The organism is Streptomyces sp. NPDC104313 (assembly GCF_055583985.1).
The window spans coordinates 76,746-92,279 of record NZ_JBVJMW010000002.1 but is presented as its reverse complement, the minus strand read 5'-3'; the positions used below and the strand labels follow the sequence as shown (position 1 = coordinate 92,279).

Below are 15,534 nucleotides of genomic sequence, written 5' to 3'. Positions count from 1 at the left end.
GAACCGGTGCGGCCGTGGTGCTGGACACCCGGCCCGATGTGGTGAAGCTGGCCGGGGTGATCCGCGGGCTCGGGGACGACGCACGGGTGGTGCACGCGGGACAGCATCATGACGACGCATTGTCGGGCGGGGCCTTCGGCAGGCGGCCGCGTCCGCCGGGCAGGCGGCTCACCACCTGGGGATCGAAATGCTCCACTCGGAGACGGGCCTCCACTCGCACGACCGGACCATGCCGGAGGAGATCAACCGCGGGATCATCGGGTCCTCGCCCACGTGCACTGCCCACTCGTCCAGGGGCGCCGCCGCGTACCTGCGGGCCGCCCCGGACCGGTGCGCGAGCACGGCAGTACGGACTGGGCCGGCAACTGGCCGAACCGTGTGTGGCCGAGCCGGTCTACCACGCCACCTTCCTCGCGCTGGCGCACGGAGCACGCACGCTGGTCTCCGACTCCGGCGGCGTAGGGGAGGAGTGCACCGTGCTCAAGAAGCCTCTCGTCGTTGTCCGCAACAACACCGAACGCCTGGAGGCGATGGACAGTGGCTTCGTCGTGCTGGCCGCACCGGAACCCGAGATCGGCTACCGGGCCGCGTTCTTCCCCTCCAGGAGCGTGCCGTCCGTGGCCACCTTCGCAGCGGCCCGGGCGTAGGGGGCGTTCAGATCCGCGGCCGCGGAAGTACCGGAGAGCACGGCCATCGACGTCACGGTGCCGAGTGTGAGAGCGATGACGCGGCCGGTGCTGGCTGCAAGTGTGCGCATGATCAGTTCCTTCTCGGCCAGGGGTGCCGTAGATACGGCGGGAGGCCGGGGAGATCCAATGGGCTGGTGGTGTCACGATCCGCGGAGAGGCAGACCTGACTGCCCTTGATCATCCGGAAGCCGGCATACCTGTGCCGGGTGCGCGCAAGGTTCTCAGCTTCTGGATGAACGGGCGGGGCCAATCGGCCCAACCGTGCGATGTGCCTTTGGTCAGCCCTTTGGCCCTGGGCGTTGCCGGGCCGGAACATGACGAGCAATAGTCAATAGTTGTGGATCGAGTGTTGTCTCACCGAAGGGCGGGGGTTGGTTACTCCCGCTCGGGGCGGAGTACTACCTCGCTGCCGATGGGGGTGAATCCGCAGGCGAGAAAGGCGCGCAGGGAGCGGGCGTTGCCTGGTGAGACGGCGGCGAAGACCGGTTCGCCTTCGGGGACCAGCGAGAGGGCGTCGGTGAGCAGGGACCGTCCGTGGCCGTGGCTGTCGTTGTGGGAGTGGTGGAGTTCGATGCTCAACTCTCGTCGGCCTGCCAGGCCGTCGGCCAGGGTGATGAGGCCGCGTTCGTCACCATGAATCGTGACGTTGCTCCGCAGTTCCCGGGCGTGGCGCACGCGCGGGTGATCGTCTGCGTCGGCGAGCGGCTGCAGGCGCGGTGAGCCGCCAGTGCCGCGGGCGGTGAGCGTGGCGTCGGTGACGCCGATCCAACCGTTGGGGCCGGCGAGGTGGCGCAAGAAGTCCGGGGAAAGTGACGCGCCGAAGCCGTCCGGCTTCTGGTCGTGGACGGCCTGGTCTGTCAGTGCGGTGGCGACGACTGCGTGGCCGGTGAAGGCGACCGAGCACTGAAGCCCTGCGGGCAGGGGTGGCAGGACGGTCACCCGGCCGTCGACGGGCGGAAACCGGCCGTCGGCCGCGTCGAGGAAGAACGTCAGGAGCGGGTGCGGTTCACCCATGATCGGTCACCCGTCCATCGAGGAGAGGTCTGGCAGGTCAGGCAGATCTTATGGACCGGTCGTGGTGGATCACGCCGCGTGGGACTCGGAGCGTTCGACGAGGACGCCGTTTTCGAACGTGGCGCCGGCTCGGACCAGGGCGACGAGGTGGGCTCCGGTGACCGCGCGCCAGCGGGCCTGGGCGGCTTCGACGAGCTTGAACACCATCGCGAGGGCTGCGGCCGGGCTGCCGGCACCGCGCGTGACCTTGGTGCGGAGCTTGACCGTGGAGAGGGTCGACTCAATGGGGTTCGTGGTCCGCAGGTGGACCCAGTGCTCGGCCGGGAAGTCGTAGAACGCCAGGAGCTCCTCTGCGTCGTCGGTGATCTTCGTGACGGCCCTTGGGCCACTTCGCGCCGTAGGTCCTCGCAAACGCCTCGATCGCCTTCTCGGCGTGAGTGCGGTCCTCGGCGTTGTAGATCTCCTGCATCGCTTTCGTTGCGCCCGGCTGTGCGGACTTCGGCAGGGCGTTCATGACATTGCGGGCCTTGTGGACCCAGCACCGCTGGTGGCGGGCTGCGGGGAACACCTCTGCGAGGGCCTGCAACAGGCCCATCGCGCCGTCGCCGACGACCAACTCGGGATCGCGCATGCCGCGGCGGCGGCAGTCGCGCAGCAGGTCGGCCCACGACTCGGTGGACTCGCCCAGACCCTCGGCCAGCGCGATCAGCTCCTTGGTGCCGTCCAGGCGCACACCCATCAGCACCAGGACGCAGGAGTGTGTCTGCCCGAGCCGGATCTTGGGGGGCACCCCGTCGGCCCACACGTACACGTAGTCGGACTTGGCGAGGTCGCGCTGCTGGAAGGCGGTGTGGTCGTCGCTCCACTGCTTCGTCAGCCGGGTCATGGTGGCCGGCGACAGGCCGGCCGCTGAGCCGAGGAACTGCTCCAGCGCGGGCACGAAGTCCCCCGAGGACAGTCCGTGCAGGTAGAGCCGATGCCGGCGACGACGGCGTTCGCCGGGGAATCCGGAGCCCGGTGGGCGAGCAGCGGAGGCTCGAGCTGGGCGTGCGGCCCGGCCATGTGCGCGGCTCGTTGCCCGGCGACGTGCGGTTGTACGTCCTCGTGAGGCAGAAGCAGGGCCGATCCCGGAGCGCCGAGCTCCAGTTCGCCGATGACCCCCGCTGGAGAATCTGAGGGCCGACGTGTTGTTCGTAGACGTACAGGGCGGGCAGCGGGTCCCGTACGAGGACTCCGCGCCGAAGCCACCGTGCCAACTGGTCTGCGGCGGGGTGAGGTTGCGATGAGTACAGAAGGCGGGCGAGGTGGTGGGGATATTGGCGCAGCGCTCGTGCGTGAGCGGCCTTCATGTCGTCGTACGGTCGGCAGATCACGCCGCTCAGGTCGCCGGCGAGAGCTTCGTTGTAGCGCACGGCCCGGAACGGCCATAGGCGTGGTCCGGCTGGCGGCGCAGGGGGAGTGGGGGTCACGTCGTGCTCCGTGGTCAGGGCATGGCAGGGGGAAGGGGGGGGCGGGCGCCGTGTGGCGCCCGCCCCCGGTGCGGAGGCCGGTAGTCAGACTGTCGCGGGTGCGGGGCGTGCTTCCCCCGCGGGTTCGGCGAGGCGGCCCGTACGGTGCAGGCAGTGAAGCGCCGCGGCGCAGGCGAGCCCGAGCGCGAGGAGCGTGAGCCAGGGGATGGCGGACACGCCCGCCGTGCGGGCGGCGTCCAGCGCTGCACCGGTAAGCAGGTTCCCCACGGTGATTCCGACGCCGCAGATGGTGTTGTACAGCCCGTAGTGAGTGGCGACGAGGTGGTTGCCGGAGAGACGGACGATGGTGTCCATCTCGAACGGGTAGGCAATCATCGTGCCGACGCCGAGCAGGAGCGCGGCGAGGATCGGCGGGAGCGATGCGAGGGCCCAGAGGCCGAGACCGCGGTCGGGCACCGGAATCGCCGACGCGACGAGCAGCGGTACGAAGGCGCAGCCCATGGCAAGGAGGCCCCGGGCGAGGGCTCGGCCCGGCTCCATCCTGGCCTTGCACCAGGCCGTGATCTTCGTCTGGAAGAGGATCGTGCTCAGCCCGGAGGCGGCGAAGAGGGCGGCCACCGCTCCGGTGCCGAATGTTCCGTCACCGCCGAGGCGACGGACCTCGAGCGGCAGCGCCAGATACACCTGGAACGTCAGAACGTACGAGCCGATCATGGCGAGGGAGAACAGCAGGAACGGCCGGTTCCGCAGGATCCCCCGCCACTGGGTGAGAACGCCCTCCCGGCGTTCCGCCTTCTTGCCATCGGCACCGGTGCCCCTTCTCTGTGGCAGGCTGCGGATCTGCACGATGCTCAGCACCGCGAAGATGCCCGCCGCGACGAGGCAGGTGACACGGAAGTCGACTCCGGTCAGCGCCATGCCGACCAGCGGGCCGAGCAGGATGCCGGATTGGTAGAAGACGTTGAACAGGGCGAAGGCCTCCACCCGGCGTTCTCCGGAGTCCGCGGCGAGGTAGGCGCGTACGGCGGGGTTGAACAGGGCTCCGGCAAGGCCGGTCGCCGCGGACGCGGCCAGCAGGGCGGGCAGCGAGTCCACGAGGCCGAGGGTGGCGAAGCCGAGGGTGCGCAGCACGCAGCCGGCGACGATGAGCGGCTTGTAGCCGAGTCGGTCGGCGAGGGTGCCGCCTACGAGGAACATGCCCTGCTGGCTGAAGTTGCGTACGCCGAGGACGAGTCCGACTACCCAGCCGGCGAGCCCGAGCGTCCCGGAGAGGTGTGCGGCGAGGTAGGGCATGAGCATGTAGAAGCCCAGGTTGATGGTGAACTGGTTCACCATCAACAGTTGGACGGGCCGCGGGTAGGAGCGGACCTGTGTGAGGGTGTTCTTCACCGCTGATCGTCCTTCGGCTCGCCCGTCGGCTTCCTGGACGCGCCGCCGAGCGTGAGGGGGTCGACCACGGTGGTGCACCGGGTCCAGTGGGTGACCTCCTTCTCGTCCACGGCGCCGATCACCTCCGGTTCGAGCGGGGGCGGTCCGTCGAGCAGTCCGTGGGCGGCGCAGTAGTCGTCGTCATAGATGGTGCTGAGGTAGCGCTGCGGCCCGTCCGGGAAGACGGCGGCGATACGGGTGTCTGCCGGGAGCGTACGGGCGAGCCAGCCGGCGACCAGGGTGACGGCACCCACGCTCCACCCCCCGGTCGCGTAGTGCGATGAGGCGAGCTGGCGGCAGGTCCGGACGGCCTCGCCGGGGGCGACCCAGTGCACCTCGCTGAAGTTCTCGTAGGCCACGTTGCGCGGGTAGATGCTGGAGCCGAGACCGCGCATCAGCCGCGGCCTGGCGGGCTGGCCGAAGATCGTCGAGCCGATGGTGTCCACACCGACGACCCGCAGCTCCGGGTACAGCTGGCGAAGGACCCGGCCGACGCCGGCGGAGTGGCCGCCGGTGCCGACGCTGCACACGAGGATGTCGATGTGGGAGAGCGCGGAGGCCAGTTCGAGGGCGAGCGGGGTGTACGCGGTGGTGTTGTCGGGGTTGTTGTACTGGTCCGGGCACCAGGAGTCGGGGTGCTGGGTCATCAGCTGCCTCACGCGCTCGCGGCGGGCCTCCTGCCAGCCGCCCGTGGGGTGGGGTTCCGAGACCACGTTGACCTGGGCGCCGTACGCGGCCAGGAGGCGGGTCATGGACATCTCCAGGCCCGGGTCGGTGACCAGGGTGACGGGGTGCCCGTACACCATGCCGGCCAGCGCCAGGCCGAGGCCGAGAGTGCCGCTCGTGGACTCGATGATCCTCGCGTCGGGTTTGAGGTCGCCGCGGGATCGGGCGCGCTCGACCATGTGCAGGCCGGGCCGGTCCTTGATGCCGCCGGGGTTGAAGCCCTCCAGCTTGGCCCAGAAGCCGCGCCCGTCGGAAGCGAAGGGCTCGGTCACGCGGAGGAGGGGCGTGTTGCCGACCAGCCCGGCAAGGGCGGAGCGGGCGGCGACGGTCGTGTCTGTGGGATGGGTAGTCATCATCGGCTCTCATTCGTAGATGGCGGTGTCGTGCGCGCATCTCGCCGAGCTGTCGTGTCCGGGAGGCCCGGCGACGACAGTTCGGCGGCGGCCGGCTGGTGCCGGTCGCACGAGGGAGTTCTAGATCCGCCAGCAGCAGATGCCGGCGAGGGTGGCGCGTCCGCCCCGTATGTCTGCCGGAGCGGTGGGTGGCGCGGGGCCGGCCGTCGGGTGCGCGGCGCCGGAGTCACCGATGGACGTCAGGGCCACCGCAGCGGGTAGCGATGGCGAGGCCGCTTCCGCCCTGGTGCTCGGCGCGGAGGGAACGCATGACTCGGCCGAATGACCTTCCCCGGAACTGTGGGCGGACGTGAGGTCAATCTCTGCGTGCTGGGAGGCCGAGGACGTTCCACCGTGGGTGTGGCCCTCTGCATGGGAATGGTAGAAGCAGACAATCGCGACGACGGTGAAGAGAAAGAGGAGACAGGCGAGGGCGGAGCGCAGTGCGGGCGTTCTGGCGACACCAGGAATTGCGCGTTCTCGAATCGACACGTTTTCTCCATGCGGAGTCTTCATTCCCGGCGATCCGGACTGAAGATGACGGGTGGCGAATTCCGGCCATGACGAATTCTGGCGACTTTTCCGTGTGGCGTGCGGCGCCATCGGACTGTCGATCGTCAGTGAGGAGTGGAGGTCTACACCTGAAGAATGTGTGTCGCTTTTGTTGGCGTGTGCCCCGCTGTGCTTCTCGGGGCGCTGTCGGCGGTGACCGTCGGCTGCGCCTGTGCGAGTGGGGCGGGTGTCGCGTGTCGGTCCGGGCAGGGGCTCTGCCGAACGGCCTCGTGCTCGACCTGATCCGGGCTGCACTGCTCCGAGGGGAGTACGTGGCTGTCCGGATGAGGCGACCCGGATGAGGCGGCCGCCGTGACGCTCGCGACGTTCACGGCTGTGGCCGAGTGGCCCTCGGGAAGTGCTCCGTGGGTAGAGAGGAGACCGACCGCGAGAAGAAGAGACCAAAGCGCGCACAGCGGACCCGAGAGAATTCGAGTCCGCAGAACACCGATAGGTGAGTGCGCCGTGATCATGCCGTAACCCTACCGCGCATGACCCGCCTTTTGGCAACTCGCTCTTGAGAGGTTTCGGTCGAATTCGCGCATTTGGTGCGGGCTTGGATTTTCAAATTGATGAGCGTTAAACGAAAGTTGGTGTGGATCTGCTCCGCTGCCGTGCGCGAGAAGCATTTCCTTGAGGTGCTGGAGACGGTGAGGCGCTTGCCGAACGTTTTCCGTCGCCCTTCGACCCGTGAACGCCGTTTGGGCCGTGACGAGCAGGTGCCGCGATGGCGGCGGTGGTGAGGGCCGGCGGCCGCCCCTGGCGCGGTGGAGACGCTCTTCCGCCAGGTGGCGAAGGCGCCGCCCTCACGGGCCGGCTGTGCGTCCGACGGGTCGAGGACATCTGACGTGGTCGGGAATCACCACGGATCGCTGCGTACGCGCCACAGCCCTGGACGCCGTCAAGGTCGGCACCGCCCGCCTCGGCCGCCACCGTCTTGTCTGACCCGCACAACGCGCTGACCAGTGGCAACCCATACGCCATTGACTGACGACAGATATCCTGGGAACTGATCTTGTTGGATACAGGAACGACCGCTTCCGGCGGGGCTCATCAATGCAGGCCAGAGGATTGTGTCGGTTGGCCACCAGTCAGGACCAGCCAACCAGCCAACCAGACCGGACCAGCCAGCTAAGACCCCTGTTGATCAGTTTTTTTGCTTCTCCAGGCTGTGGTGTGACCGACCACGTGACCAACAGCCGAGAGATTCCCCAGGTCGGACCGGGGATGACAGGCCGAGACGGCCCGCTCCGGAAGCGGCCAGTCGGTGCGCTCCGTCCTTACGCGAGTGCCCGTACCGGGCCCGCCCACCTCCCGGCGGCGACAAGCCTGGCGGCGCGCCCGTCGACGTCAACGACGCGTGCCCCACCCGGCGCTGACCGCACGGTGCGGCTCGCGCTCCCGTCCGTGCGAAGCGTCGGGGGCGCGAGCGGGGGCGGCTACTTCTGGTGACCGGTGGCGTAGCGGGCGAGCATCGTCTCCACGGCCTCGTCGACGGCGTGGTCGGTCTCGTCGGCGGCCGGGTTCCAGTCGGTGAGCAGCATCCGGGGCCACAGGACGAAGTTGGCGATCATGCCGAGGAACTGGTTGGCGGCGCTCTCCGCGTCGGGCACGCGCGCGGTGCCGGCCTCGTGCTCGGCTTGCAGGTAGAGCCGTACGGAGTCGAAGTAGGGCAGCTTGCCCAGCTGGAACTGCATCCTGCCCAGTTCGGGCAGGCGTGGCAGTTCGGCGATGACGATCCTGAACAGGGCCGTCATCCCGGGCCGGCCGACCAGCTTTGCGTAGCGGCGGCCGATGGCCATCAGGCCCGCACGCAGGTCGCCGGCCGGGGGCGGGGCCGGTGCGTGACCGGACCCCTGCTTCCATGACTCGCTCACGATGGCCTCGAACAGGGCCGCCTTCGTGGGGAACTGCTTGAACAGCGTGGACTTCGACACCCCGGCCGCCTCGGCGATCCGGGCCAGTGACGTCCCTGCGTAGCCGTGGTCGAGGAACAGGGCGGTGGCGGACGAGGTGATCGCCTCCCGCTTCTGCTGGGCCAGCCGTCGGTGGTGGTCGGAGAGTCCTTCTGTCATGGAGCCAGTATGCCCGCCACTGCGAGGCGAGTCACTTGACTCGCCTCTGGGGATGGACCTACGGTGAAAGAGGCGAGTCGATCGACTCGCCTCCCGCGTCGGGCAGTGAGCCTGCGGCGTTTCCCCCTTCCCACCCGAGGAGCAGTTGCATGGACAGCAAGAAGATCGCGCTGGTGACCGGTGCCAACCGGGGGCTGGGCCGCAGCACGGCGCTGGCCCTGGCGCAGCGGGGCATCAAGGTCATCGTCACCTACCGGGGTGATGAGGTCGGGGCGCGGGAGACGGTCGAGGCGGTGCGGGCGGCCGGGTCCGATGCCCTCGCGCTGCGTCTGGACATCGCCGATGTCGCCTCGTTCCCGGCCTTCGCGTCTGAGCTCGGCGAGCACCTGCAGCTCTGGGGCGCCACGCGGCTGGACATCCTGGTCAACAACGCCGGTGTGGGGATCTTCAGCCCCCTGGAGCAGGTCGGTGTCGCGGACTTCGACGCGATGATGGACACCAACGTCCGTGGGACGTTCTTCCTCATCCAGGCACTGTTGCCGCTGATCGCCGACCCCGCCAGCGTTATTAACGTCTCCAGCTCCCTGACCCGCCACACCAGCCCGGCCACCGCTGTCTACTCGGCGTCCAAGGCCGCCGTCGAAGCACTCAGCCGCACCCTGGCCCTGGAACTGGGCCCGCGCGGCATCCGGGTCAACTCCATCGCCCCGGGGCCGACCGCCACCGACTTCAACGGCGGTGCCATGCGCGATGACAGCGGCATGCGAGCGGGGCTGGCGGCGCAGACCGCTCTGGGCCGCGTCGGCGAGCCCGCCGAGATCGGCGACGCCATCGCCACGCTCGCCTCCGACGGACTGCGCTGGGTCACCGCCCAGCGCATCGAGGTTTCCGGCGGCGCCCTGCTCTAGCGGGAGACCGTTGTGCGCCAAGACCGGCCGCACACTCGCTCCAGCACAAGGCCCCGCGCCACGCCGGGCGGGGGGTGCGGCCCGGACGCCCAAACATGAAGATCGTCAACAACTGACCGTTGCCGTTGCCGTTGCCCATGATCACGCGGAAATGCTCGTTCGGTGCTCATGATTACGTGGAAACGCTCGTGAATCTGCGGTACCTACAAGGCGGGCGCACTCCGGTGAGGGCTTCCGCGCGGGCGACGAGGTGGGGCGCAAGGTCGGGGTACCAGCCACGGGCCACGGCACTCGCCGTTGTCCGTGAGCCGGGTGAGCTCCGAACGTTCGGACATACCGAACCCCCTTGCTCCGGCCCTGTTGGGCCGCCTGCCCGACGACCGTGGAGGGGGGTGGTACTACGCGTCTATGCGTGAACGTGACTATGCGTGTTCTTGCATAAACAGGTCCCGACCGCCCCGGCCCCCCTGGTACGTGGTCACGGCTACGCCCATGCAGCCTGGACGTAACCCACGGCGTCGTCCGGGAAGCCTGACCAGGGACGGACGCCTCGGGGGAGGGCTGGTCACGTGACCAACGCATGACCAACAGGGGTTGGTGGACGTGATCCGGCCCTCCGCGGGTTCGCGGAGGGCCGGATGCGTCGGTGTGAGCCGTTTGGGGTCGGCGGCGGTGGCCAGGGGCAACCGTTCCGTGCGGTGGGCGGGTCAGTCGACCGGCTTGCCGGGCTGATCGTGTGTGGCGCAGTGGATGCCGCCGCCTCCGGAGGCGATGGTGTCGATCACGACCGGCACGATGTCGCGCTCGGGGAACTGCTCCTGGAGGATGCCCCGGGCTCGGTCGTCGGCCTTGCGGTCGCCGAACCTGGGCATGAAGACCGAGTCGTTGGCCACATAGAAGTTGGCGTACGTCGACACGAAGTCGTCGCCCTCGCCGGTGATCCTGTCGAGGTCGGGCTGGGGCAGGTCGATCACGTCGAAGCGCCGGCCCCGGGCGTCGGTCGCCTTGCTCAGCACTGCCCTGGCCTGGTCGGCGGCGCCCGACCAGGAGTCCGGGGGCGTACCGGGGGAGGCCTGATCCAGGAGTACCACTCCCGGGGCTGTGAAGCGGACGAGGCTGTCCACGTGGGCGTCGGTGATGTCCTGGCCGCGTACTCCTTTGAACCACACCACCTTGTCGACCCCCAGGGTCTCGATGAGGTCGGCCTCGATGTCGTCCCGGCTCAGGCCCGGGTTGCGGTTCTCGTTGACGATCGAGCTCTCGGTGATCAGCAGGGTGCCCTCGCCGTCGGTCTCGAAGGAGCCGCCTTCGGAGACGAGAGGGGCCTCGACCCGCGGAATCCCGTACTTCGACAGGAGGGTGCGGCCGACCCGGGCGTCGTTCGCGTGTTCCTGCTTGTTGCCCCAGCCGTTGAAGTTGAAGTCGACGCCGATGACTTTGCCCCCTTCCTCGACGAACACCGGGACCGTGTCGCGGGCCCACATGTCGTCCACCGCGAGAGGGATGACCTCGACCTGCGAGCCGCAGGCCCGCTGGGCGGCCTTCCGCTGGTCGGGCCTGGCCATCATGACGACGTACTCGTACTCCGCGATGGCGCGGGCGATGCGGGCGATGTCCTCGCGGACGTACGGGAGGTCCTCCGCCCATACCGATTCCAGGGCAGGCCAGGACATGAAGGTGCGCGCGTGGCTGTCCCACTCCGCACCGAAACGGCGTTCGCCCTCGGACGCGCGGTCGGAGCCGGTGCCGACAACCCCGGAGGCGGATTCGTCAGGGCCGCAGGCCGCAGCCCCGAACGCGAGTGCGCCGAGTCCGGCAAGGGTGCGAAGGGCCGTACGGCGGGTGGGGGGACGGTGAGACACGATGGGCTCCGATCGTGGACGTTCAAAGGCTATCCGGGTGCGCGGGGTACGGCGCGGCGGTCCGCAGCCTCGGCGCGAGCGCCGGTTCGGTACTGACGGCACTGTGGCATTGACTGAAAAGTCAGTCAAATTCGATCGGGGCCGTCGGCCTGTCGCGGGTCGTGTGCCGATGGGTCGACGCTCCGGGCGAGGTGGGTCACCTCCACGCCGATCGCCTCGCGCATCGCGGCGCGGGCGTCCGCCAGGGCGAGGATGCCGCTGAGCCACCGGGCGCTGAGGCCTTCGAGCAGGGCGGTCAGCCGCTCGGCTCCGGCGGTGAGCGCGGATTCGGGCGCCGTCGGCCGGACCTCGCCCAGCTGGTCGGCCACCTCCCGGACCCAGATCACGCTCGCCAGGGCGAGTTCGCCCCGCAGCCCGGGGTCGAACACGGCGCTCGCGCGGAGCTCACCCCAGGCGGTGCTGTTCTCGCGTACGTGGGGGAGGTCCTGGAGCTCCAGCAGGAGCGCTTCCTCCAGCCGGCGTATCGGGCCGGCCGCCGTGTCGGCGACCGGCTGCTCGGTGGTGTAGCGCTCGGCACGGTTGCTGACGAAGGCCAGGGTCCGCCGGAGCAGGCCGGTGCGGTCCTCGAAGTGGTAGTAGATCAGGGCCTTGGACACGCCCGCCTCCGTCGCCAGTTCCTCCACCCGCAGTCCCCGCACGCCATGGCGTGCGATGACGGTGGCCGCTGCTTCGAGAATGGCCGTTCTGCGGTCGCTCACCGCGTGCTCCTTCTCATGAGGGTGTCCTTCCGGGGCGCCGGTCGGTACCGATGGCGCATTGACTGAAATTTTAGTCAAGTGTGCGATCGTCTGACCGGCCAGGTGTGCTCCGGCTCGCCCGGCTCGTCCGCACAAAGGCGGAGGGCGGGTCTGTCGCGGTGCTGGGCCGCCGCGCCTGGGCGGGATGACCCGGCCGTCCGGGGCCGGGCGCCCCTGGGGCGGGACGGCTGCCGGGTGTGGGCGGAGCTGGCCGGACCGGTAGGTTGGTCGTCATGGCGTCCCGCAATACCCGGATTCTCGAAGCGGCCGCACGGGTGATCGCCCGGCGCGGTGTCCGCGGCCTGCGCGTGGAGGAACTCGCGGCCGAAGCGGGCGTGTCCACCGGATTGATCTACTACCACTTCAAGGACCGCACCGGGATCCTCCGTCACACGCTGGAGTTCATCAACGACCGGGCGGAGCGCTACACAACGCTCCGCGGGCCGGACGCGCCGCCCCTGGCTCCGCGCGAGGAGCTCGAACAGATTCTGCTGCTGGAACTGCAGGACACCGCGGAGGTCCGGGAGAACAGCGCGGCGTGGGGAGAGCTGCGGGCGAGTGCCGTCTTCGATTCGGCTCTGCGTGAGGATCTCGCCCGGGCGACGCTGGTGTGGGTGCAAGAGGTGGCTTCCCTGCTGGGCCAGGTGAGACCCATGGCTCCGGCCGCGAAGCTCGCGGCCTCGGCCGAGAGACTCACGGCGTTGCTGGAGGGTCTGAGCATGCGCTGGCTCAGTGGTGGGCTCGGTATCGACCATGCGAGGACCCTCATGGAGGGTGGCATCGAGGCGGAGCTGTCCGGCCTGGAACCGCGGTAGCGACTCGCTCCTTCCCGTGGTCTTCCTCCCCGCCGGGTTCTCTCCGTACCGGTTTTCTGCGTACCGGGTTTTCTCCGTACCGCGACTCTTGACTGAATTTTCAGCCAGTGCCACAGTGATGCCACTGCGAGCCCGATGGGTGGGGCTCCTCGCTCGACTCACGTGACCGCCGCCTCGAACCGCTGGAAGCGCGGCGGCCTCCGTCGTCGGCGGGGGTGCGGTCCGCCCGGTGCGGTTCCCCTGGGGGCCCGGTGTGCGGTTTGGGTCTCGAACGAAATTTCGGAGGAAGAGCGTGCTGCTGATAGCTGTGATCCGAGTGCGCGCCCATGCGGCCCGTCAGAGGCAGTCATGCCGCTGACGCCCACGGAGCGGGACCGGTTGTTGCTGTTCACCGCGGCGGAACTGGCCCGCGCCCGCCGAGCACGGGGGCTCCGCCTCAACGTCCCCGAGGCGACCGCGCTGATCGCGGACACGGTGTGCGAGGCGGCCCGTGACGGGCATCGGCTGGCCGTGGCGATCGAGCGCGGCCGGTCCGTCCTGACCCCCGACGATCTTCTGCCCGGGGTCGCGGACGTGGTCACCGACATCCAGGTCGAGGCCGTCTTCGAGGACGGCTCCCGGCTCGCCGTCATCAGCGACCCCTTCGGTGGGGGCCGCCCGGGCGACCTGGCTCCCGGGGCCGTGCTGCCCGGCCCGGCCGACGCCGGATCCGAGCCGGTCCTGCTGCTCACCGTGCGCAACACCGCTCCGGTGCCGATCAGTGTGACGTCCCACTTCCACTTCTTCGAGGCGAACCCACGGCTGAGCTTCGACCGGGCCGCCGCCTACGGCATGCGGGCGGCCGCCCCGGCCGGCTCCTCGACCCGGTTCGACCCGGGGTGCACGGCCGAGATCGGCCTCGTCCCGATCGGCGGGGCGCGGACGGTCATGGGCTTCGCCGGCCTCGTCGACGGCTTCCTCGACGCCCCCGGCGCCAAGGAAGAGGCGCTGCGCCGAGCCTTTGACCGCGGCTACCTCGGTGCGCGCCCGCTTCATGGAGAGTCGGAGGTGACCCGATGAGCAGACCCTCCCGGCACAGCGACCACTGCGCGCCCGGCAGCCGTCACATCGATCCACACGAGTACGCGGCCGTGCACGGCCCCCGGGCCGGTGACCGGGTGCGACTCGGTGACTCCGGGCTCGTGGTGCGCGTCGAGTCCGACAGTCAGAAGCCGGGGGACGAGTTCCTCGCCGGATTCGGGAAGACCGCGCGCGACGGCCTGCATCTCAAAGCGGCCTCCGTGGCCGAGACCTGCGACGTGGTGATCAGCAACGTGCTGGTCATCGATGCCGTGCAAGGCATCCGCAAGGTATCCATCGGTATCCGCCGCGGCCGCATCCACGCGATCGGCCGCGCCGGGAACCCGGACACGCTCGACGGCGTGGACATCGTCGTCGGCACCGGCACGACGATCGTCCCGGGGGAGGGGCTGATCGCCACCGCCGGTGCCGTCGACACCCACGTTCATCTGCTCTCGCCGCGGATCATGGAGGCGTCCCTGTCGTCCGGCGTGACGACGATCATCGGCCAGGAGATCGGCCCGGCCTGGGGTGTCGGGGTCAACTCCCCCTGGGCGCTGGGGCACGCCTTCAACGCCTTCGACGCCTGGCCCGTCAACATCGGCTTTCTGGCGCGGGGTTCGTCCTCCGACCCCGCCCCGCTGGTGGAGGCGCTGGCCGAGGGCGGGGCCTGCGGCTTCAAGGTCCACGAGGACATGGGCGCCCACACCCGGGCCCTGGACACCGCCCTGCGCGTCGCCGACGAGCACGACGTCCAGGTCGCCCTGCACAGCGACGGTCTCAACGAGTGCCTCAGCGTCGAGGACACCCTGAGCGTCCTGGACGGCCGGACGATCCATGCCTTCCACATCGAGGGCTGCGGCGGCGGCCACGTCCCGAACGTGCTCAAGATGGCGGGCGTGCCGAACGTCATCGGCTCCTCCACCAACCCGACGCTGCCGTTCGGGCGGGACGCGATCGACGAGCACTACGGCATGATCGTCTCCGTCCACGGGCTGAAGACGGACCTGCCCGGGGACGCGGCCCTGGCCCGTGACCGGATCCGGGCCGGGACCATGGGCGCGGAGGACGTCCTGCACGACCTCGGCGCCATCGCCATCACCTCCTCCGACGCGCAGGGCATGGGCCGCGCCGGTGAGACCGTCCGGCGTACCTTCGCCATGGCGGGCAAGATGAAGGCCGAGCTGGGCCCCATGGAGGGCGACGGTCCGCACGACGACAACGCCCGGGTGCTCCGTTACGTCGCCAAGCTGACCATCAATCCGGCCATCGCCCACGGGCTCGCCCACGAGATCGGCTCCATCGAGGTCGGCAAGATGGCCGACCTCGTGCTCTGGCGCCCGGCGTTCTTCGGCGCGAAGCCGCAACTGGTGCTGAAGAACGGCTTTCCCGCCTACGGAGTCACCGGCGACCCCAACGCCGCCACCGACGCCTGCGAACCTCTCGTACTCGGGCCGCTGTTCGGCGCGCACGGGGCCACGCCGGCGGATCTCTCGGTCGCCTTCGTGAGCCGTGCGGCCGCCGAATCGGCAGCGTTCGGCGGGCCGCGCGATCCGTTGGTGACGCGTCGTCGGCGGGTGGCGGTGCGCGGCACCCGCGGCATCGGGCCCGCGGCCATGATCGCCAACAGCCGTACGGGGGATGTCCAGGTCGACGCGCGCGACGGCCTGGTCAGCCTGGACGGGCAGCCCCTGCGCTCGGAACCGGCCCGGAGTGTCTCCCTCAACCGCCTCTACTTCCTCTGACCA

11 protein-coding genes and 3 pseudogenes are annotated in these 15,534 nt (G+C 69.7%); 6 read left to right on the top strand and 8 right to left on the bottom strand.

All coding sequences use genetic code 11. The features are described 5' to 3' along the window. Nucleotides 1-118: 118 nt before the first annotated feature. Both ACZ60Q_RS04385 and ACZ60Q_RS04380 read left to right on the top strand, forming a co-directional pair. Nucleotides 119-301, top strand: a pseudogene (locus ACZ60Q_RS04385) (UDP-N-acetylglucosamine 2-epimerase); the annotation flags it as partial. Beyond that, entirely contained in the window at nucleotides 279-647 is a 369-nt protein-coding gene (locus ACZ60Q_RS04380) for a UDP-N-acetylglucosamine 2-epimerase (RefSeq protein ID WP_469629502.1), read from the top strand. The pseudogene ACZ60Q_RS04385 and the gene ACZ60Q_RS04380, both read left to right, overlap by 23 nt. 417 nt (nucleotides 648-1,064) lie before the next feature. Here ACZ60Q_RS04380 and ACZ60Q_RS04375 read toward each other — a convergent pair whose 3' ends face one another. The 6 genes and pseudogenes from ACZ60Q_RS04375 to ACZ60Q_RS04350 all read right to left on the bottom strand — a co-directional run bounded on the left by ACZ60Q_RS04375 (nucleotide 1,065) and on the right by ACZ60Q_RS04350 (nucleotide 8,345). After that, the gene (locus ACZ60Q_RS04375; RefSeq protein WP_469628220.1) at nucleotides 1,065-1,703 is read right to left on the bottom strand and encodes a hypothetical protein; all 639 of its coding nucleotides are present in this window, start codon (nucleotides 1,701-1,703) and stop codon (nucleotides 1,065-1,067) included. A gap of 69 nt (nucleotides 1,704-1,772) precedes the next feature. After that, a pseudogene (locus ACZ60Q_RS04370) lies at nucleotides 1,773-2,676 on the bottom strand (IS256 family transposase); the annotation flags it as partial. A gap of 244 nt (nucleotides 2,677-2,920) precedes the next feature. Then, nucleotides 2,921-3,076, bottom strand: a pseudogene (locus ACZ60Q_RS04365) (DUF1015 domain-containing protein); the annotation flags it as partial. Between the two features lie 180 nt (nucleotides 3,077-3,256). After that, entirely contained in the window at nucleotides 3,257-4,561 is a 1,305-nt protein-coding gene (locus ACZ60Q_RS04360) for an MFS transporter (RefSeq protein ID WP_469628217.1), read from the bottom strand. Continuing rightward, nucleotides 4,558-5,682 carry a PLP-dependent cysteine synthase family protein gene (locus ACZ60Q_RS04355; protein ID WP_469628214.1) on the bottom strand — a complete coding sequence of 375 codons (1,125 nt, stop codon included), beginning with the start codon at nucleotides 5,680-5,682 and terminating at the stop codon, nucleotides 4,558-4,560. Before ACZ60Q_RS04355 ends, ACZ60Q_RS04360 begins: the two co-directional genes overlap by 4 nt. Before the next feature lie 2,027 nt (nucleotides 5,683-7,709). Further along, nucleotides 7,710-8,345, bottom strand: coding sequence for a TetR/AcrR family transcriptional regulator (locus ACZ60Q_RS04350; RefSeq protein ID WP_469628211.1), 636 nt, complete (start codon nucleotides 8,343-8,345; stop codon nucleotides 7,710-7,712). Between the two features lie 149 nt (nucleotides 8,346-8,494). Here ACZ60Q_RS04350 and ACZ60Q_RS04345 point away from each other — a divergent pair, with 149 nt between their 5' ends. Continuing rightward, nucleotides 8,495-9,253, top strand: coding sequence for an SDR family NAD(P)-dependent oxidoreductase (locus ACZ60Q_RS04345; protein ID WP_469628208.1), 759 nt, complete (start codon nucleotides 8,495-8,497; stop codon nucleotides 9,251-9,253). A 707-nt stretch (nucleotides 9,254-9,960) separates the two neighbouring features. Here ACZ60Q_RS04345 and ACZ60Q_RS04340 read toward each other — a convergent pair. Beyond that, the gene (locus ACZ60Q_RS04340) at nucleotides 9,961-11,115 is read right to left on the bottom strand and encodes an agmatine deiminase family protein (RefSeq protein WP_469628205.1); all 1,155 of its coding nucleotides are present in this window, start codon (nucleotides 11,113-11,115) and stop codon (nucleotides 9,961-9,963) included. A gap of 125 nt (nucleotides 11,116-11,240) precedes the next feature. Continuing rightward, a complete protein-coding gene (locus ACZ60Q_RS04335; RefSeq protein ID WP_469628202.1) occupies nucleotides 11,241-11,873 on the bottom strand; it encodes a TetR/AcrR family transcriptional regulator in 633 nt (210 codons plus the stop codon). Nucleotides 11,874-12,145: 272 nt separating this feature from the next. Between ACZ60Q_RS04335 and ACZ60Q_RS04330 the strand changes: the two genes are divergently transcribed. The 3 genes from ACZ60Q_RS04330 to ACZ60Q_RS04320 all read left to right on the top strand — a co-directional run bounded on the left by ACZ60Q_RS04330 (nucleotide 12,146) and on the right by ACZ60Q_RS04320 (nucleotide 15,531). Then, entirely contained in the window at nucleotides 12,146-12,727 is a 582-nt protein-coding gene (locus ACZ60Q_RS04330) for a TetR/AcrR family transcriptional regulator (RefSeq protein WP_469628200.1), read from the top strand. Nucleotides 12,728-13,075: 348 nt separating this feature from the next. Beyond that, nucleotides 13,076-13,786, top strand: coding sequence for an urease subunit gamma (gene ureA / locus ACZ60Q_RS04325; protein ID WP_469628197.1), 711 nt, complete (start codon nucleotides 13,076-13,078; stop codon nucleotides 13,784-13,786). Continuing rightward, complete coding sequence (locus tag ACZ60Q_RS04320) at nucleotides 13,783-15,531, top strand: urease subunit alpha (protein ID WP_469628194.1); 1,749 nt, start codon at nucleotides 13,783-13,785, stop codon at nucleotides 15,529-15,531. The genes ureA and ACZ60Q_RS04320 overlap by 4 nt, the downstream gene beginning before the upstream one ends. The last annotated feature ends 3 nt before the right edge of the window (nucleotides 15,532-15,534 follow it).